The sequence below is a fragment of the Nocardia abscessus genome (assembly GCF_015477775.1).
Taxonomy (GTDB): domain Bacteria; phylum Actinomycetota; class Actinomycetes; order Mycobacteriales; family Mycobacteriaceae; genus Nocardia; species Nocardia abscessus_A.
In genome coordinates, this window is sequence record NZ_JADLQO010000009.1 from 229,590 (window position 1) to 246,562 (window position 16,973).

The window sequence follows — 16,973 nt, forward strand, 5'->3', positions numbered from 1 at the left end:
CGGATTCGGTGGCAGCGGTCGATCCGAATTCCGGAGGTCGGGACTAGCGCAACCAGTTGTCCTCGTCGCGGTGCCGCCAGGGCATATCGAGCGGGCCGGGGTCCGTGAGGTTCGGCAGATCGGGGATATCGTGACGGTCACGGGCGGCGGAGTGTTTCCACTGATGGGTCTTTCCCTTGGAGATGCCGTCGCTCAGTGACAACAGTATCGCGAGCGTCAGCACGACCAGAGTGATCAATACGATGCGCGGGACGCCTTCGATCCCGGGCCAGACGCGATTCATCCCGATCGCGGTCAGCATGCACGCTCCCACTGCGAGGAAGCTGGGCATGATCTTGCCGTGGTTGTCATCGATGAACCCTGATTCGGCCAGCCATCGGCATCTGCGGGCGCTCATCGGATGTGTCTGCCAGCTCTCGGCGAGCCGGGTGACGATCCGTGTCATCACCCCCGCGACCAGAGCGATCGGGCGGCGAACTCCATCGGTCCAGCGCAGGGGAGACAACCAGCCGGCGCGACGGATACCCGCCGGCGCATCGGTGCCGCCCTCGAGCGCCGCCCACACCTCGGGGTCGGCTCCCCATACACGGGCATCGTGATCGGCTACCTGCTCCCGGGTGCGTTGCAGGCCCGCGTAGATCAGATGGCCCGTCACGATCAGCGATCCGAGAAAAGCCAACTCGCGCAACGGGTTCGCGGCAAGGTTGGGCCAGTTCCTGGCGTAGGTGCCTGCCGGGACCAGGCCGGTCGACAACCAGAGATGCACTGCCGCGGCGGGTACGGCGACACCGATGACGAACGTCAGCCACAGTGCGCGCGCACCGTATCCGATCAGGACGTCCCGGTTGTGGACGTGGGCCAGTTCATGCAGCACCACCGCCCGGAAAATGTCGGGCCGCCGCTGCTGCCTGCGCTGTCCGGTCCTGCCCAACTCCTGCTTGACCAGCCCCGCGCCGAGGCAGATCGTCGGTCGGCCCCGACGGCGGATGGTGACAGCATCCGTGCTGCGATCGAAGATCGCGACAACGAACTTCGGTGGGCGCGAGGTGAGTCCGGCGATCTCGGTGAGGTCGTCGACCGTGGCTCGAAGCTGGGTGGGCACCGTCCCCAGCGTCGCACGCCGGGCCCACAGCGGCCCGATCCAGTAGATGACCAACGCCGCGATCAGCACCGCAGCGGTCCACCAAAGCGCCGGCCGCACCGCCTGGGACACGGTTGCCGGAAAGCAATGAGAATACCGGCCGAATCCGACGGGGAGGCGCAGCATCTCGACGCCCCATGGGTCGGCCGGATCGAATCCGGCCGAGTCCAGACAGCGTTGGTAAGCGGCATCACCGTTCAAGGCCAGCAGCATTCGGGTGGACAGTATGAGCGACCATGCAGGGATCACCGCCAGCAGCAGTACACAACGGCGGCGAGTACCCCAGGAGAGAAAGCCGCGATGCCGCCGCGCACCGTCGGCGTTCCCGGTCACTGTCCGATATCCGGTTCGATAGCCCGGAGCCGGGCTACGACCTCCTCGGCCAGTTCCTCGGCCCTGGCGTTGTCGAATCCGCGCGCGACCGCGCCATCGACGACCTGGCTCCGCACGCGCCGCAGCGTTTCCGAATCCACCGGGGGCACCACCGGCTCCACCGATCGCCGCCTGCCGACCATGGCGCGCACCCGAGTACCGATCCTGGTCGTGGCGGCGTCGACCGCCTTTCCGGTCGCATGGTCGGAAAGTTGTTCGACCACCATCCAGACCAGCGGCAGCACGAACGGCGCGACATCGGCAAGCCCGAAACGCACCGGTCCCCGCCATCGCGCACCGGCGCGGCGCAGCGATCGGCTCACCTGCTCATCGTCCAAGGAATCCAGATTTTCCAGTAGCCACCGCTCTTCCGGAACCTTGCTTCCGACGACATCCCACACGATTTGGCGCACCGTCGTGACCATGAGCACCCCCTATTCGCCAAGTTCACCGAAATTGCGATAGTACCGATCGGGTACATCGGGTGCGGCTGCCTCGCGATGACCACATCGGCTCACAGACGCTCCGTCCTGTATGGGCCGCCACGGAGGTTCCGCCTCCAGCGCAAGGTGAGCTCGACGAGGCGCCCACAGCTCACCCAGGCCCCGAACCTCGCAACCGCGCCCAGTACCACATCCCGGGTCCTGACCACTCGATATGCCGCGATGGTCCTGCGCATGTACGAGCGCCGCAAACCGATCATCGCCGCCGTGAACGGCCCCGCGGCCGGTATCGGCGTGACGATGATCCTCGCCGCCGATCTCAGGATCGTCTCCGCCGCAACCGAGTTCGGCGAGGTGTCACACGGCGCGCAGTGGTGGCGAGCGCGGTTCCTCCGGCGCGTGCTTGGCACGCAGACCGCGACGAAAGCACCGTAGATACAAAGTGTAGACCTACACTGTTGACATAACGGTCTGGGCGGCGTCTACTGAAGGGACCAACCGATCCGAGCCAAGGCTTCGAGGATCGCCATGATCATCACTGTCAGGCCGGCCGAGTCGAGGCATCTGCAAGTCGGCTCGAGCGTCACCGCTCGACGTCCGGCGCGAACGCGACGCCGACGCTACGACCTCGGACTGGTCGGTTCAGCCCGCGGCGGGCCGCAGCCCTTCGACTCACGGGGCACCTTCGCTCGACACGGACACCCCAGCACCGCCGCCGGTGTGTCCGGCAAACGACCCCACCCCATCCTTCCGCACCGAATCAGGTACCGCTCATGATCATTCTCGGAATCGTCCTCCTCGTCGTCGGATTCCTACTCGGCATCCCGTGGCTCGTCACCGCTGGAGTCATCGTCGCGCTCATCGGCGTGGTGCTGATGATCGCGGGCATGGCCGGCCATGCCGTCGGCGGCCGACGGCACTACTACTGACCGATCCCCGCGCAGCCGGGCCGAGTTCCGGCTGCGCCGCGATTCGCCTACGCGGCAAGCGATGCAAGGAGAACACAATGCGACACTCCGCTACTCACAACACGATCGAGACAACGTCGATCCGGGACAAACGAACTCGATGCCGAGGTCAGGCGAGCGCTGTGCCCGACCCGCCGGAATTCGGTGGAGGTGCATGATGCGTCGTTTAGTGCCGTTGCTTCTGCTCATCTGGTTGATCATCGGTGTCATCGCCGCCGGTCAACGCGGATACTTCACCGAGCGTGACCAGAACTGCGCCAGCGCGGCAACCATCGCCGTCACCGTCATCGCGGGCCCGCTGAACTATGCGGGCGTCAACCCCAAAGTGAACGACTGCGATCTGCCCCAACCCAGCCCGTAACACGACACCGCGACGGATGTCCCGGCACCCACCGGTGCCGGCATCCCTGAACTCGTGCCAGGCCGAGGCGATTCCGGCCTGGCGTCACATCGCGACTCGGCGACCTTCATCAACCTCGGGTCGCCGCTGCACACCCCGTTCACCACCGCGGTTGTCCGGGTGTCCAACCTCCGTCGATTCAGCTGGATCCGAGGCAGTACCGATGACCGATAAGTCGACACGGACTCTCCCTGCGAGGACGCCACACACCCGCCGCGGCACCGACAACTACGACCATCTCGAACCGCTGTTCGCCCAGCTCGCCGAGCTGGATGTGGACGACCCGCGCCGAGTTACCCTGCGGGAGGTGCTGATCGGGCGATGCCTGCCACTGGCCGAACACATCGCCCGCAAGTACGCAGGCCGCGGCGAGAACTTCGATGATCTCCTGCAGACCGCCCGGCTGGGTATGGTGACCGCCGTCGACCGGTTCGACCCCGATTACGGGGCGACGTTCCTTTCTTTCGCGGTACCGACCATCATGGGCGAGATCCGCCGCCATTTCCGTGACTTCACCTGGGCGCTGCGAGTACCGCGGCGAATCAAGGAAATTCAGCAGAGCCTCGGCCCCACGATCGAGATGCTGTCGCAACGACTGGGCCGCATGCCCAAAGCCGGCGAGATCGCCGAGCAGCTCGGCGTCGGCGTCGGCGATGTCACCCAGGCAATGATCGCCCACAACGGTTACCAGACCTCTTCGATCAACGCGACCGCCGACTACGACAACGAGAACGCGCCGCTGTCGTTGCTGGACATTCTCGGCGTCGAGGAACCGGACTACTGCACCATCGAGGACTGTCTGACGGTTCAACCTCTCATCGCCGCGTTGCCCGAGCGTGAACGCGAAGTGCTGTTCATGCGCTTTTTCGAATTCCAACCCCAAACCCAGATCGCCGAACACCTCGGCGTCTCCCAGATGCACGTCTCGCGCATCCTGGCCAAGACGCTGAACTCGTTGCACGAGACGGCATTACGCGACTGAGCAGCCTGCTCGAAACATTGGAAGGCCGGAGAACCCGGCCGATGAGGCCCGGGGAGTGCACGCATCCAGCCTGTTCGACCAGCAGGTCGGATCGTCCCACGGCCGAATCGTTCGAAACGCTGTTCTGGGCCGGCCGGCCATGGAGGGCGAGTTGTCGTACGAGGCCGACAACGATGCGCCAGGGGGCGTCGAAGGACGGACTGTCGTCCGGGACGAGGCTAGCCCTGCATCAGTGGGGTGAAGCCCGCCGGAACCCACCTGAACGGTTATCGAAGAGTGTCCGTTGTGTGGCTGTGCCGCGCTGTCAGCGCAGCCCCGCCTTTACCGGCCGGACGTCGAATGTGGGACAGGTTCCGTCTAAGCGTCCATCGGTCATTTTTCCAGTTCAGGGCTGGTCCATCGGCGTTAGGGTAGAGGGGGGAGAGTGCGAGGAGTCGAAAGATGAGCACCACCATTGTGATCGTGATCGTCGTCGCGGTTGTTGTCATTTTGCTTTTGGCCGGTGTGTGGGTGTTGATGCGCAAACGGCGCGAACACCAGCGGGTCGAAGCCGAAGGCATTCGTAGCCGCGCGGCGGAACAAGAACTCGAGGTCGGTCAGCGGGAGGCGCGGGCGAAGGAGACTGCCGCCAAGAGCCGGGCGGCAAAAGCCGAAGCCGACGCCAAGGCGGCGCAGGCCGAGCAGCTTGCCCAGCAGGCGCACGTGCATCGCGGTGTGGCGGCGGAATCGCGGACCGAGCTGGACAAGGAGTGGGAGCGCGCGGACAAGGTCGATCCGGACTCGAAGGCAGGTGAGACGCCACGCGGGGCTGATCCTGAACGGCCGTCGCCGCCGAGAACCGGTGGCGTTGGGTGAATTCCACACCCCTGGACGCGCTCGTACGCGACAATGCCTTCGCCCGCGCGAGGGCACTACTCGAGCGCCCCATCGGCATCTCGCCGACTGAACCGGCCACCGACCCACACGGACAGCAGGTCGCCTGAACGTAGCCGATCCATAGGTTCCAATAATCTCCAGGCCGCAGCCGGCCGACGGAACAAGTCACCGGCGTAGTAAGCACCGGCCGTCGGAACGCCTGATGGGCGGTCGATGGAAACGGCGTGAAGAGCTTCCTGGACAGTCCGTGGTCATGGGCGACGACTTCGCTCGGCAGGACCGAAGTCGTTCACTGCTCAGGGTCTAGATACATTGTATGTCTACAGTGTAGACTTACAACGGTAACGGGACAGAGTTCCGACCGAGAGGAGGCGTCGAGTCGATGAGCCGTGTCAAGGCCGGACCAAGCGGTTCCGCAGACGCCTCGGCGGACCGCACCGCCCGGGAGGACCACACGGGCAGCCCGCTGACCCGGTCCGCGATGCTGGCGGCCGCCCTCGAGATCATCGATCGCGATAGTGTCGAGCACCTGTCGATGCGGCGCCTCGGCCAGGCGCTCGACCGCGACCCGATGGTGCTCTACCGGCACGCGGCCAACAAAGCCGCACTCCTCGATGGAGTCGCCGAAATCGTGCTCGAACAACTCACCGTCGACCCCACCGACCCGGACTGGCGCCGTCAACTGCGCATCATCGCCCGCGACTTCCGCCGACTGGCCGTAGCCCACCCGAACGTGGTTCCCTTGCTGGTCACCCACCCGCTGTCCACCCCGCTCGGACTGCGGCCGCTCAGCATCCTGCGGCCGCTGGAACGCACCCTCGACCTGCTCACCCGGGCCGACTTCAGCAGTACCGACGCCCTGCACATCTACCGCGCGCTGTTCGGATTCCTCTATGGTCACGTCCTCAACGAACTCCAGGAAATCATCGAACGCCCCGAAGAGACCGACGACGTGCTGCGTCTCGGCTTGTACCGCCTACCCGTCGGCGAATTTCCCTTACTTCGCGGCCTCGCCTCGGATCTGGCCGCCTACGAAGGCGGAGTCGAACTCGAACGCGGCCTCGACATTTTGATCAGTGGTCTCACCGAGACCATGACACCAGCCGCCACGCGGCCGAGATAGGAGCGTCGACCATGACGCCACCATTGACCACAACCACCCCGGGGTGGCCGGTGCCGTCCACCTCTCGCCCGCGGCTCGAGTTCGACGCAGCGGGCACCGGCGGGGTGTGGCGGCCGCGCGGCAACGACCTCGTGACCGAGCTACCGGATGTGCTCACAGCACTCGGGGTCCGGATCGGCCCGATTCATCGAGTGACCTATCACCTCGACGAATGGACCACCCCACCACGCAAACTCGCCAACGGCGGGCGTCAGGTCCGGCTCGACGGCTACCGGCACAAGCCCGCGCACACCGTCGATGCCCTCGGGGTCAGCGGTGACAAACTCACTCTGCGAGTGCACTTTCCGTTCACCGACAACGGCGAAATGATTGCCGCACAGCAATGTTGGGATTCCGAAGGCGGAACCGTCGACACGGACTGAGCGCCACGCATCACCCTGATCCGGGCAGCGTGGCGGTGAGACCGGTGAGCAGGATGTCCAGACCGCGTTCGAGCTCGGCTTCGCCGTCGTAGGCGGCCAGGGCGGGCGCGAGTTCGCGCAGCAGTGGGAACTCCGCTATCGGCAGGCGATGCAAACCGAGCCGCAGTACGTCGTCGGTCTCCTCGGGACGCTCCACGATCTCCTGCAACTCGTTGAGAACGTGCCCATACAGGAAGCCGAACACCGCACGGTAGACGTGCAGGGCGTCGGCGCCGGAGAACCCGGCACGGGTGAGCAACTGGAGGATGTCCTCCAAGGGACGGATCACCGCATACGGCCGCAGCCCCAACGGTGTGGCCAACGGCCGGGTCACCAGCAACGGCACCACCCGCGGATGCGCCAGCGCCAGCCCCCGGAAATCCCGGGCGAGGGCGCGCAGTTGCGCGACCCAGTCCGGGGCGGCGGGATCGACCGACAATTGCGCCAGCACCAGTTCGGTCACACCGTCGAGCACAGCCGCCTTGTTCGGGACATGCCGGTAGATCACCATCGGGTCCCGCCCGACCGCCTCGGCCAACCGCCGCATCGACAGCGCCTCGACACCGTCCCGATCGATGATCTCGAGCGCCGCGGTCAGCACGGTCGTCCTGGTGATCGGACTGTTGCCCCGGCCGCTGGCGGCGCGGTCGGGCCGTCGGTTCCCAGAGCGAGAGTTCGGGCGATCAATCGGAACTTCGGCCATCTCGGATGCCTCCCTCGTCATCAGAATCTCCGATGGTGTGTGACGAGTGTAGACCTACATCGTTGACATCCCGCGGTTCGGGGCATCCAGTGCGATCGCGGGACGGGATGTCAGCGGGTTGGTCTCCGCTCCCGTTGGTCGGACGGTGCGCCATGGGGCATTTCGACCATGCCGCCGACTGCCACTCGAGGGTGTTGTCGAGTCGGGAAGCGGAAGGAAACCGGTGTTGTCCGTAGCCATGGCCTGTGGGCGTCAGTGCGCCGACCGCTGAATCCGCCACGCGCGCAGCGGCTCGCCCATCAGTACGTCACCGTGGCCGACGCAGACGATATCGACGTCCAGTGCGGTCAACCGATGCGCGGCTGTGTCGACCGCCGCGCTGTCGAGGTTGAACACGCCTGGCATGGTGACACCGCGAACGTTGGCCAGTGTGTCACCGGTGAACAGCACGCGGTGGTGTGGCAGATGCAACGCCAGACTGCCCGCGGTATGTCCGGGGACAGCGAGGATTTCGGCGCCGCCGCCGAAGTCGAGCACCTCGCCGCCGCGTAGCTCGCGGTGGACCGGGGCCGGGCGCGGAGGTGGGCCCAGTTCGAGAGCCTCGGCGATCGGACGTTCCCAATCGCGCAACACCGGTGCCGGCTGCGGACGTTCGCCCCGCACGATATCGGCATCGGCGTGATGGGCCCAGATCTCGGCTCCCCATGCGGCGAGGTCGGCGGCTGAGCCGATGTGGTCGTCGTGGGCATGGGTGAGTATCACCCGCCGCACCTGGTCGGAGGCGAAACCCAAAGCGCGAAGGCCTTGCTCGATCTCTCCGGCAGCCCCCGGCAGACCGCTGTCGATCAGCGTCACCTCCGCTCCGTCGTTCCACACGTAGACGTTGAGGTCGTTCACCTCGGCGAACCGTAGCGCCCCGAGCTGCGGCAACACAGATACGATTTCCACTCTCGGAATTTACTGAGAACGAACCGGTCTGTCCCACGCGATCTGCTCTGAGCCAAACACACCCGTTGACACCGGGTGCTTCCGTTTTGTTGAGCGGTCCACCGATCATCAACTGCGACAGCATGTCTGGGAGAAATCCAGCAGCAGCTCGAAACGACTGGGCGGCCCGTCGAAGCTGCCGCCAGGCTCCCTTGGCTGGCCGGTGTCGGTGCGGGGACGTTATGATCGACGCGATGATGACTCATTCTGTTCAAAGATTGGGGGTTCCATTCGTGCAAGGTGAGTGCTGATGCTCACTCACATCGCGAATGGGGACGACTCCCGTTTTTCCTTCTGGCTGCGTGTGCGTGAATTCGCCGTGCCGCCCTCCATGATCGAGACCGCTACCGCCCGCCGTCGCGTGGGGGACTGGGCAGGCGCGTGCGCCGCGGCAGGCTTCGATGTCGATTTCAGTTTGCGGTCGGTGGCGCGTAGCCACGGGCACGAACTCGCGGCTCGAATCCGGACCGATCTCCGCCATCTGGCTCCTGACCTGTTGCGCTGGCATCTGCCCAGGGTTGCTCCGGACGGGTTGTTGCGGCCAGGTCTGACCATCGCCTTGGCGCGGTACGACGCGGCACCAGACCAGCGCGGCGGCGCACATCCCGTGCAGCTTGTCGTCCGGACCGCGCCGGCATGGGCGGATGCCGGTCAGCGAGTCAGCCTCGCGCTGTGGGACGGATCCGCCGCCGGGCCCGGTGCCTGCCTCCATCCGCATCCTCGTCCCAACCGGCGTTTCCGCCTGGATCTCCATCGCCACCTTTGGGACGCGCGCAGGGTCGATGAGCTGGGGACACGGTCCGGGGCCCAGCGGGCCGCAGACGACCGCGCGATGCTGGATGCCGAGCTGCTCGCCACGGTTCCGCAGGTCCACCGCTGCGCCGTCGACCGCTGGGCGGCCGAGGCGGAGATTCTGCGCCACGCCGAGGGACGGCGTAGCAGTACTTTCGTCGTGCGGTTCGGGGCCCGGCAACGGTTGATTCTGGACCTGGACGCCGACGGCGACGGGCCGCCCGTGGCGCGGATCGCGTCGGGATACCCGGTCGGCGACGTCTCCGCGCTGCCGGTCCTGCCCGACGCGGCGACCTGGGTGCTGCCTGATCTAGAACTGATCCGCACCGGCGCGATTGCCGCCGATCGGCTGCATCCGCTGGTCGCCTCGGCACTGGCACCCGGCTGGCCGCCAGCTGATGCCTCTCGGATCCCGGACCGGGCTGGTCAACCGCGCGTCGTGCAGTGCAGGGGAGAACAGCATCGGATCGGACTGGTCAACGGGGTCTTGTCCGCGCTGGACCACGACCGGGCCGAAATCCGGCGGGAGGAACTGCTGGTCGCCCTGACCGGCACTCCGCTGCCTTGCCTGCAGGCTATTGATGAGGCGCACCGTCATCCGGACTGTCTTGTCGGCGTCCGTGAACGGTTGGACCATGGCGACACCGCCGGCGCGCTGGCCATCGTAGAGGGACTGCTCGGTGCCGACGCGTTACTGCGCGACGGTGCTCTGCGCGACGAACTCGAAACGTCCGCGCAACGGCGAATCACCTACGGACTGTTCAGGGCAGGCCTGTCCGATCCCGGACTCGGCCGCATTCCCCCGGTTCGCCGTCCACGCGAGCGCCGCGCGCACCCGCGCCACGCGACCTCGCACTGACCCGGCGACCTTCGTCCCCTATCCACTCGACCCCCAAGGTGATCACACATGCTTGCTGCTGTCCGCACATCCGCCGATCCGGCCCAACCCTCCCAGCTCGACCTCGCCGACGAGTTGCTGACGCTGCTGCGCGAGGTAACCACCGAACCACGCCCCGACACCCAACTGGAAGCCCTGGCGCTGGCCGTGGCCGCCGACCTGCCGGTTCTCCTGTGGGGTGAACCGGGGATCGGGAAGACCGCGGCCCTGACCCAGCTCGCCGCCGACCTGGACCTTCCGCTGACCACGGTAATCGCGAGTGTGCATGAGCCGTCGGACTTCTCGGGCCTGCCCATCGTCGGAGACGATCCCGCGGAAAACGGAGTCCCGATGGCTCCGCCGGACTGGGCCGTACGACTCGTCCGGGCCGGCCGCGGACTGCTGTTCCTGGACGAGCTGTCCACTGCGCCGCCGGCTGTGCAAGCCGCCCTGCTCCGTCTGGTCCTGGAGCGGCGGATCGGCAACATCCAACTGCCGCGCGGTGTCCGGATCGTGGCCGCGGCCAACCCGCGATCTTCGGCGGCCGATGGCTGGGAGCTGAGCCCGCCGCTGGCCAACCGATTCGTGCACCTGCAATGGACCCACGATCACGACGTCGTCGTGCGCGGCCTCGGCGGGACCTGGCCCCACGCGACCTTGCCGCGGCTGGCTCCGGAGAAGTTGCGCGAGGCTGTCGCTTTCGCGCGCCGCGCGGTGTGTGTGCTCCTCGCGGCCCGTCCCGCTCTGGTGCACCAACTACCCAGCGCTGAAACCCGCCGGGGTGGTCCCTGGCCGTCGCCGCGAAGCTGGGAGATGACACTGTGGCTGATCGCCTTCGCCACCGCGGCAGGCTCATCCCGCGACGTGCTTTCCCTGCTGGTCCGTGGCACGGTGGGCGATGGGCCGGGCTTCGAACTGCTGGCCGGCCTGGACCGGATGGACCTCCCGGACCCGGAGGCGCTGCTCGCCGATCCGGCGGGCGCGGTCTTGCCCGAGCGAGGGGATCTGCGTCAGGCCGTGCTCGACGGTGTGGTGGCGGCAGTCCGCAAACGCCCGGAGAAATCCCGCTGGGATGCGGCATGGGCGCTTTTGGTCAAGGCTTCGGAAACCGGAGCGCCGGATCTGATCGTCGTTCCCGCAACCACTCTCGCCACGCTACGCCAGGACCACTGGGACGTGCCGGCGGCGATCGAGGAACTCGCCGGAGTGGTATCGGTGTCCCAGGAAGCGGATCAGGCGGCCGACCGTGTCGCCGCGAAGGCAGGCCGATGACCGCGAACGCGCCAGGGACGCTGGACCGCGACAAGCTTTACGCCGCCCGACTGCACGCCGCCAGAGTCCGGCCCTATCTGGCGACCGCACTGTTCGCCCTCTGCGTGGTCGAGTCGCGCCGAGTACCGACGATGGGCGTCGACCGGTACTGGCGGTGCTACGTTTCGCCGGCGTTCGTGAACCGAACCTCGGTGCAGGACTTGGCCGGAGTGTGGGTGCACGAGGTGTCGCATCTGCTGCGCGACCATCACGGTCGCAGTGACCGATTCGCCCGGCAACACGACCTGACCGGTCCGGCGGAACGATTGCGGATGAACATCGCCGCGGACTGCGAAATCAACGACGACGCATTCGGCGACGGGCTGGCCCAGCCCGAGGCGGCTGTCACGCCCGCGTCCTTGGGGTTGCCCGAAGGGGAACTCATGGAGGACTACCTGCGCAAGTTCCGGCTCGGACCGAATACACAGGGCATAGCCTGGCTCGACTGCGGCAGCGGCGCCGACGGATTGGAACGCGAGTGGGAGCTGGGACCGGACGGTGCGGACGGCCTCAGCGAACAGGAACGAGACGCCGTCCGGTTCCAGGTGGCGCAGGGCATCATCGGCCGTCCGGGCAACACCTCGAAAGGATGGCAGCGCTGGGCGGAAGAGGCGTTCCACCCGCCACAGCCATGGCGCGATCTGCTGGGAGCGGCCATGCGCTCGGCGATGTCCGGCGCCGGTGCGGGCGAGGACTACACCTATGGCCGGCCCGCCCGGCGCTCGGCTGGAGTGCCCGGGGTGGTGCTGCCGAGTCTGCGGCGAACGCCGCCGCGGGTCTCGGTGCTCATCGACACCTCGGGGTCGGTCAGTGACACCGAACTGGGCAGCGCGCTCCTCGAAGTGGCCGCCATCTCCCGCGCCGTGGGCGGCCGCCGCGACCTGGTCACCGTGCTGCCGTGCGACGCGGCGGCGAGGATCGTGCACCCGCTGTGTCGGGCCGAGCGAATACCGCTGGTGGGCGGTGGGGGCACGGACTTGCGTACGGGCATCGCCAAGGCGCTGCGAGCCCAACCCCGCCCCGATGTCCTGGTGATTCTGACCGACGGCCAGACACCCTGGCCGACCAGGCGGCCACCGTGCCGGACAGTGGTGGGCCTGTTCCGCCGGCAGCACGCCGCTTCGTGGCGCGAACACGATCCCGAGTACGTTCCGGACGCGCCGCCCGCGTGGGCCCGAGTAGTCGATATCGGGTAGATGCCCCGCCGCTCGGGGACTGTGGGCGCCGACGACAACTGATCGGCCCGGGCGGTCGGCTGTCCGTTGGGCATGATGTGCGAAATATCCGGGAAAGCCGTGCGGCTTGCGAATCGGGCGTCCGAGCTCGAGAATAGCGGGTTGGTATGCCGGGTGGGGAACGCGAGGAGAACAATCCAAATGCCATATGCTGTAGTGGGTTTGATTACCCTCATGCTGTGGGTCTACTGCATGGTCGACGTGATCATGACACCCGAAGCGGAGATCCGGCAGCTGCCCAAAGGCCTGTGGTTGGTGATCGTGCTCTTTGTCCCAACAATCGGAGCGATTCTGTGGCTGGTGCTGGGCCGACCGCCGAGTGTGCCCGGACGGTCGCAGACAAGCCGATACCCGGAGTACGAGCGTCCGGGTCGTTACGTGCCGCAGAATCCGGCTGCCGATGAGGAGTTTCTGCGAGGATTGCGGGAGCGAGCAGAGCAACAGCGTCGCGACGCGCAGCGGCAGGAGCAGCAACGTCAGGCCGAGGCGGAACGGCGTCGGGCGGCCGAAGAGCCGTAGAACATCAGCCGCTGCGCAGTGCCGGCAGCCCTGTCTCCAGCAGCGGTCCGTCACGTCACCAGCACCCGGCGACTCGTCTCCGGATCATGTACATGGCAGGGGAACGGATCATGCCGGGCCTGGCGATCGGGCCCGCTTCGAGGCGGGATGGGTGTGCGCTGGGGTCAGTCCGCGCGGGGTTCGAGCCGCACGGGAAGAGTGAGGGGGCCGCTGGTGATGAATTGCGGGCTGTGCGGGATCAGGGCGGGGTCACAGGCGAGGCTCAGGCGAGGGAACGCGTCGAACAGCGCGGACAACGCGATCCGGGTTTCGAGCCGAGCCAGCGGTGCGCCGAGGCAGAAGTGCGGTCCGTGACCGAAAGCCAGTTGGTCGTGGTGATCGTGATCGATGTCGAAGACATCGGCGTCGGGATACCGTCGTAGATCCCGTCCGACCCCGGCGAACCACCCGACGATGGCGCCGGCGGGGATGTCGACCCCGGCGATGCTGACATCCCGCAGCGCGTAGCGGTTGAACATCACGCAGGCCGACGAACGGAAACGCAGTGCCTCCTCCACCACATCCGTCCACCGGTCCTCGGCGCGGGCCTTGGCGAGTTGCTCGGGATGGGCGCACAATGCGATGACCGCGGTGCCCAGCAGGTGCACTGTCGTCTCGTGTCCGGCGATGATCACCAGCCACAACGTTTGCACCAGTTCCTCGTCGCTGAAACCGTTCTCGGCGTTGGCCTGCAATAGGGCCGAGGTCAGGTCATCACCGGGTGCGCGCCGCTTGCGGTCGAGCAGTTCGGCGAGGTATGTCAGCATTTCCTCCACCGCGGTCTTCGTTTCGTCGCCTGTGCTGGTGTGTGACACGACCGCCGTGGTCCAGCGCCGGATCTGTGCCCGTTCGGCGGCGGGCACCCCGAACAGTTCGCAGATCACGCGCACCGGTAGCGGTGTCGTGAAGTGGGACACCAGATCGACTTCGGTGTCGCGACCGCGGAGGTCGTCGAGGAGTTCGCCGGTGATCTGCCGAATTCGCGGTTCCAGCGCGGCTACCCGGCCGGGGGTGAACGCTTGGCCGATCGTTCTGCGCAACCGGCGGTGATCGTCCCCGTCCTTGTTGAGCATGTGATCGATATCGGTCAATGCACGCAGGGGCCAGTCCGCCGGGATGGTTCCATCGTGCAATGCGGGGCAGTTGCGGGCGTTCTTGCTGAACAGTGTGCCGTCGCCGGCAAGGACTTCGCGCACGGCCTGGTGGCCGACCGCGAGCCAAGCCGCGACCGCACCGGGCAACTCGATCGGGACCACCTGCCCCCGGTGTCGGATCCGCTCATATGTCTCGAAGATGGATTCTCCAGCGGTGGGCAGTTGGATCACGGCTTCGGCCATGCTGTCTCCCAAAATCGCGAACAGGTGGCGCACGCAGCCGGGTCGGGTGCGGTGCCCGATGAGTGTGGATCACGGCTCTGTGCTGCTTCGGCCGAATCGGAATCCTCTGCCCCAGAACGGAATTTCGCGGAACGAAACCGATCGACGGGGGTCGTCGGGACTGGATGCGCCCGCGCCCTGAGGTAACGAGGTCTCGAAGTGCCGTTCCAGCTGGACGGACTTATGTCGGAGATGTGCCGCACCGATGAGTTCGTCGGCCTCGTGTCGTCTTATCGAGTATGACTACACCCACAATCGGCAGTCTGTTGTTGTCCAGCACCGATCCGGCCCGTCTGCGTGATTGGTATGCGGCGGTCTTCGCGCCGAAGGTCGACCGTACGCCCGGCGAGCCCGGCTACGATGTCCTGGACTTCGGCGGTTTCTACGTGATGATCGACAGCCGCGACGACGTCGGGGCGGCGAACCCCGAACCGGGCCGGATGATCCTGAACGTCGATGTGGACGACGCCCGGGCGGTAGCCGGTCGCATCGATGACCTCGGCGGGCGATGGCTGGCCGAACTGGACGACCGAGACGGCAGCCTGTTCGCCACCGCGATCGACCCTGATGGCAACTACGTTCAACTCATCCAGCTGAGCCCACAGCATCGGGCTGCGATGACCGAGAGAGGCGAGTGATGCTCACCGACAGCAACGCGTTCAGTGGATTCTCGGTAGACGACATCGAGGCGGCCGAGAGGTTCTACGCCGAGACGCTCGGGCTCCGGGTCTCCGAGGAGAACGGGATGCTCCAGCTGCATCTCGGCGGTGGGGGCACGGTCCTGGTGTACCCGAAACCGGACCATACGCCCGCGACCTTCACGGTATTGAACTTCCCGGTCCCCGACATCGAGGCGGCCGTCGACGAACTCATGCGCCGCAACGTGCGCTTCGAACGCTACGAATTCGCCGAGCAGGACGAGAAAGGCATCCACCGCGGAGGCGGCCCCCTGATCGCCTGGTTCACCGACCCCGCGGGCAACGTCTTGTCCGTCCTGGAGCAATAACGCGCCACCACCATCGCCGTCATGGCAACCCGAGCGCAGCACGCCGCACACGATGTCGGCGTGCTGACGCGAACAAATAATCGGTTGCCTGTCGGCGATGGTGGCGGCTGCAATGTCCGGCATGGTCACCCAGGCGCGCCCGCCATGGCGCGATGAGATGAACGCGGAGCGGACCGACGGATCCGTTCAGATCGGCGCTCTCGTTCCGCTGACTCGGCCTGGCTGGGTCGAGGCGGGCAAACACCTGCTCGCTGGACTCGAGCTGGCCGTTCGCGAAGTCAATGAGGCCGGCGGAATCGCCGGAAGACCACTCGAGCTGGTGGTCCGAGATACCGCGGCCGATCCACAGAGGGCCGCGGCGGCCGTAGACGAATTGGCTCACCTGGGCGTGGCTGCTTTGGCGGGGGAGTATCACAGTGTCGTCGCTCGGGCCGCTGCCGCCAGGGCCGACGCCCTCGGCCTGCCGTTCCTCTGCTCGTCAGCGGTTCTCGACGCGCTCACCGACCAACGAACGGAATGGGTCGCGCGCCTCGCCCCGGCGCAGTCCCACGGCTGGCAGATCTACGCGGACTTCCTCCTCGGCGCGGGCCACAGGCGGATCGCCTTAGCAGCCGAGTCGAGTGTCTACTGGGCATCTGGAACCCGCATCTTGCGGGACTACCTCGCTCCACGCGGCGGCACCGTCATCGAGCTCGACATGCACGCGCTCGCCCCCAGGGCCGTGTGCGACGAACTCGTCGACAATCGCGCGACAGCCCTCGTTCTTCTGGTCGGCCACCCGGAGCCGGCAGTGTCGATCGTCAGGTCTGTCCGCCGCGACCAGCGCCTCGCCGAGATCATGATCGGCGCTCCGGCCGGGCAACCGGAGTTCGCCGAATGGGCGACGTTGCTCGGTGACGACAGCGCCGCGATCCCATTCCTGCGCTACCTGCCCGAGCGCCTCAGCCCACTCGGTGCCCGAGTCGAGACGGCGTTGCGCGCGCGGCTGGCCGAAGCGCCCTCCTTCGTCGCCTTCGAGGGCTACGACACGGTCGCGGTCCTCGCCGATGTGCTGCGTTCGCACGGCGCGGACCGAGCGCGCATTGCCGAGGCCTGGTCGCGCGTTGCGGTCGAAGGCACCCGCGGGCAGATCCAGTTCGCCCGCGCGCCAGGCATCAGTGTTTGGCAATGGGCCCGGACGCCGATCCAAGTCGCCGATCGAGATCCGATGGAACCCGATCGCTTTCGGATCCTTCACGCCAGCTGAGACCAGTACGAAGGTCCGACTGCCCAGATCCGTCCGAATCGAGGCTGTCTACTTTATGGCAAATTCACCGCAATTACGCGCAACAGGTGATGGGGGTTGCGTAGCGGCAAAAGGAA

At 66.7% G+C, this 16,973-nt stretch carries 20 protein-coding genes; 15 read left to right on the forward strand and 5 right to left on the reverse strand.

From position 1 onward, the window contains the following. Window positions 1–43: 43 nt before the first annotated feature. A complete protein-coding gene (locus tag IU450_RS23230; protein WP_195151849.1) occupies window positions 44–1,354 on the reverse strand; it encodes a M48 family metalloprotease in 1,311 nt (436 codons plus the stop codon). A 116-nt stretch (window positions 1,355–1,470) separates the two neighbouring features. Continuing rightward, window positions 1,471–1,926, reverse strand: coding sequence for a hypothetical protein (locus IU450_RS23235; RefSeq protein ID WP_195151850.1), 456 nt, complete (start codon window positions 1,924–1,926; stop codon window positions 1,471–1,473). Window positions 1,927–2,190: 264 nt separating this feature from the next. Between IU450_RS23235 and IU450_RS41345 the strand changes: the two genes are divergently transcribed. From IU450_RS41345 to IU450_RS23270, 8 genes are all read left to right on the forward strand, one after another. Next, window positions 2,191–2,391, forward strand: coding sequence for an enoyl-CoA hydratase-related protein (locus IU450_RS41345; protein ID WP_416382897.1), 201 nt, complete (start codon window positions 2,191–2,193; stop codon window positions 2,389–2,391). A 338-nt stretch (window positions 2,392–2,729) separates the two neighbouring features. Further along, on the forward strand, window positions 2,730–2,885 hold the full coding sequence (locus IU450_RS23245; RefSeq protein WP_169810549.1) for a DUF6131 family protein: 156 nt from the start codon (window positions 2,730–2,732) through the stop codon (window positions 2,883–2,885). A 196-nt stretch (window positions 2,886–3,081) separates the two neighbouring features. Continuing rightward, on the forward strand, window positions 3,082–3,285 hold the full coding sequence (locus IU450_RS23250) for a hypothetical protein (RefSeq protein ID WP_063052552.1): 204 nt from the start codon (window positions 3,082–3,084) through the stop codon (window positions 3,283–3,285). A 202-nt stretch (window positions 3,286–3,487) separates the two neighbouring features. Further along, window positions 3,488–4,306 carry an RNA polymerase sigma factor SigF gene (locus tag IU450_RS23255; protein WP_195151852.1) on the forward strand — a complete coding sequence of 273 codons (819 nt, stop codon included), beginning with the start codon at window positions 3,488–3,490 and terminating at the stop codon, window positions 4,304–4,306. Window positions 4,307–4,747: 441 nt separating this feature from the next. Next, window positions 4,748–5,161, forward strand: coding sequence for a hypothetical protein (locus IU450_RS23260; RefSeq protein WP_195151853.1), 414 nt, complete (start codon window positions 4,748–4,750; stop codon window positions 5,159–5,161). Further along, entirely contained in the window at window positions 5,158–5,289 is a 132-nt protein-coding gene (locus tag IU450_RS40630; protein WP_267470586.1) for a hypothetical protein, read from the forward strand. The genes IU450_RS23260 and IU450_RS40630 overlap by 4 nt, the downstream gene beginning before the upstream one ends. A gap of 275 nt (window positions 5,290–5,564) precedes the next feature. Further along, the gene (locus IU450_RS23265; RefSeq protein ID WP_195151854.1) at window positions 5,565–6,305 is read left to right on the forward strand and encodes a TetR/AcrR family transcriptional regulator C-terminal domain-containing protein; all 741 of its coding nucleotides are present in this window, start codon (window positions 5,565–5,567) and stop codon (window positions 6,303–6,305) included. 11 nt (window positions 6,306–6,316) lie between these two features. Then, window positions 6,317–6,727 carry a DUF5994 family protein gene (locus IU450_RS23270; protein ID WP_195151855.1) on the forward strand — a complete coding sequence of 137 codons (411 nt, stop codon included), beginning with the start codon at window positions 6,317–6,319 and terminating at the stop codon, window positions 6,725–6,727. Window positions 6,728–6,737: 10 nt separating this feature from the next. Here the strand turns inward: IU450_RS23270 and IU450_RS23275 are convergent, their stop codons facing one another. After that, entirely contained in the window at window positions 6,738–7,469 is a 732-nt protein-coding gene (locus IU450_RS23275) for a TetR/AcrR family transcriptional regulator C-terminal domain-containing protein (RefSeq protein ID WP_195151856.1), read from the reverse strand. 252 nt (window positions 7,470–7,721) lie between these two features. Then, the gene (locus IU450_RS23280) at window positions 7,722–8,417 is read right to left on the reverse strand and encodes an MBL fold metallo-hydrolase (protein WP_195151857.1); all 696 of its coding nucleotides are present in this window, start codon (window positions 8,415–8,417) and stop codon (window positions 7,722–7,724) included. Window positions 8,418–8,706: 289 nt separating this feature from the next. Between IU450_RS23280 and IU450_RS23285 the strand changes: the two genes are divergently transcribed. The 4 genes from IU450_RS23285 (at window position 8,707) to IU450_RS23300 (ending at window position 13,190) form a co-directional block, all read left to right on the forward strand. Further along, window positions 8,707–10,107 (forward strand): hypothetical protein, encoded by a 1,401-nt coding sequence (locus IU450_RS23285; protein WP_195151858.1) that lies wholly within the window; start codon window positions 8,707–8,709, stop codon window positions 10,105–10,107. Window positions 10,108–10,155: 48 nt separating this feature from the next. Then, the gene (locus IU450_RS23290) at window positions 10,156–11,397 is read left to right on the forward strand and encodes an AAA family ATPase (RefSeq protein ID WP_195151859.1); all 1,242 of its coding nucleotides are present in this window, start codon (window positions 10,156–10,158) and stop codon (window positions 11,395–11,397) included. After that, window positions 11,394–12,632, forward strand: a complete 1,239-nt coding sequence (locus tag IU450_RS23295) for a DUF2201 family putative metallopeptidase (RefSeq protein WP_195151860.1) — start codon at window positions 11,394–11,396, stop codon at window positions 12,630–12,632. The genes IU450_RS23290 and IU450_RS23295 overlap by 4 nt, the downstream gene beginning before the upstream one ends. Before the next feature lie 213 nt (window positions 12,633–12,845). Beyond that, on the forward strand, window positions 12,846–13,190 hold the full coding sequence (locus tag IU450_RS23300) for a PLD nuclease N-terminal domain-containing protein (protein WP_324197779.1): 345 nt from the start codon (window positions 12,846–12,848) through the stop codon (window positions 13,188–13,190). A 164-nt stretch (window positions 13,191–13,354) separates the two neighbouring features. Here IU450_RS23300 and IU450_RS23305 read toward each other — a convergent pair whose 3' ends face one another. Then, on the reverse strand, window positions 13,355–14,566 hold the full coding sequence (locus IU450_RS23305; RefSeq protein ID WP_195151862.1) for a cytochrome P450 family protein: 1,212 nt from the start codon (window positions 14,564–14,566) through the stop codon (window positions 13,355–13,357). 278 nt (window positions 14,567–14,844) lie between these two features. On the opposite strand from IU450_RS23305, the gene IU450_RS23310 reads away from it, so the two are divergent. The 3 genes from IU450_RS23310 to IU450_RS23320 all read left to right on the forward strand — a co-directional run bounded on the left by IU450_RS23310 (window position 14,845) and on the right by IU450_RS23320 (window position 16,857). Beyond that, entirely contained in the window at window positions 14,845–15,243 is a 399-nt protein-coding gene (locus tag IU450_RS23310; RefSeq protein ID WP_195151863.1) for a VOC family protein, read from the forward strand. After that, the gene (locus IU450_RS23315; RefSeq protein ID WP_195151864.1) at window positions 15,243–15,611 is read left to right on the forward strand and encodes a VOC family protein; all 369 of its coding nucleotides are present in this window, start codon (window positions 15,243–15,245) and stop codon (window positions 15,609–15,611) included. The genes IU450_RS23310 and IU450_RS23315 overlap by 1 nt, the downstream gene beginning before the upstream one ends. A 97-nt stretch (window positions 15,612–15,708) precedes the next feature. Then, on the forward strand, window positions 15,709–16,857 hold the full coding sequence (locus IU450_RS23320) for an ABC transporter substrate-binding protein (RefSeq protein ID WP_228834968.1): 1,149 nt from the start codon (window positions 15,709–15,711) through the stop codon (window positions 16,855–16,857). Window positions 16,858–16,973: the final 116 nt, after the last annotated feature.

Coding starts and splice junctions, on each gene's coding strand:
- IU450_RS23245 (WP_169810549.1), top strand. CDS start 2,730: ATGATCATTCTCGGAATCGTCCTCCTCGTCGTCGGATTCCTACTCGGC.
- IU450_RS23320 (WP_228834968.1), top strand. CDS start 15,709: ATGGTGGCGGCTGCAATGTCCGGCATGGTCACCCAGGCGCGCCCGCCA.
- IU450_RS23265 (WP_195151854.1), top strand. CDS start 5,565: ATGAGCCGTGTCAAGGCCGGACCAAGCGGTTCCGCAGACGCCTCGGCG.
- IU450_RS23295 (WP_195151860.1), top strand. CDS start 11,394: ATGACCGCGAACGCGCCAGGGACGCTGGACCGCGACAAGCTTTACGCC.
- IU450_RS23260 (WP_195151853.1), top strand. CDS start 4,748: ATGAGCACCACCATTGTGATCGTGATCGTCGTCGCGGTTGTTGTCATT.
- IU450_RS23230 (WP_195151849.1), bottom strand. CDS start 1,354: ATGCTGCTGGCCTTGAACGGTGATGCCGCTTACCAACGCTGTCTGGAC.
- IU450_RS41345 (WP_416382897.1), top strand. CDS start 2,191: ATGTACGAGCGCCGCAAACCGATCATCGCCGCCGTGAACGGCCCCGCG.
- IU450_RS23290 (WP_195151859.1), top strand. CDS start 10,156: ATGCTTGCTGCTGTCCGCACATCCGCCGATCCGGCCCAACCCTCCCAG.
- IU450_RS23300 (WP_324197779.1), top strand. CDS start 12,846: ATGCTGTGGGTCTACTGCATGGTCGACGTGATCATGACACCCGAAGCG.
- IU450_RS23275 (WP_195151856.1), bottom strand. CDS start 7,469: ATGGCCGAAGTTCCGATTGATCGCCCGAACTCTCGCTCTGGGAACCGA.
- IU450_RS23255 (WP_195151852.1), top strand. CDS start 3,488: ATGACCGATAAGTCGACACGGACTCTCCCTGCGAGGACGCCACACACC.
- IU450_RS23270 (WP_195151855.1), top strand. CDS start 6,317: ATGACGCCACCATTGACCACAACCACCCCGGGGTGGCCGGTGCCGTCC.
- IU450_RS23250 (WP_063052552.1), top strand. CDS start 3,082: ATGCGTCGTTTAGTGCCGTTGCTTCTGCTCATCTGGTTGATCATCGGT.
- IU450_RS23310 (WP_195151863.1), top strand. CDS start 14,845: ATGACTACACCCACAATCGGCAGTCTGTTGTTGTCCAGCACCGATCCG.
- IU450_RS23285 (WP_195151858.1), top strand. CDS start 8,707: ATGCTCACTCACATCGCGAATGGGGACGACTCCCGTTTTTCCTTCTGG.
- IU450_RS23315 (WP_195151864.1), top strand. CDS start 15,243: ATGCTCACCGACAGCAACGCGTTCAGTGGATTCTCGGTAGACGACATC.
- IU450_RS23305 (WP_195151862.1), bottom strand. CDS start 14,566: ATGGCCGAAGCCGTGATCCAACTGCCCACCGCTGGAGAATCCATCTTC.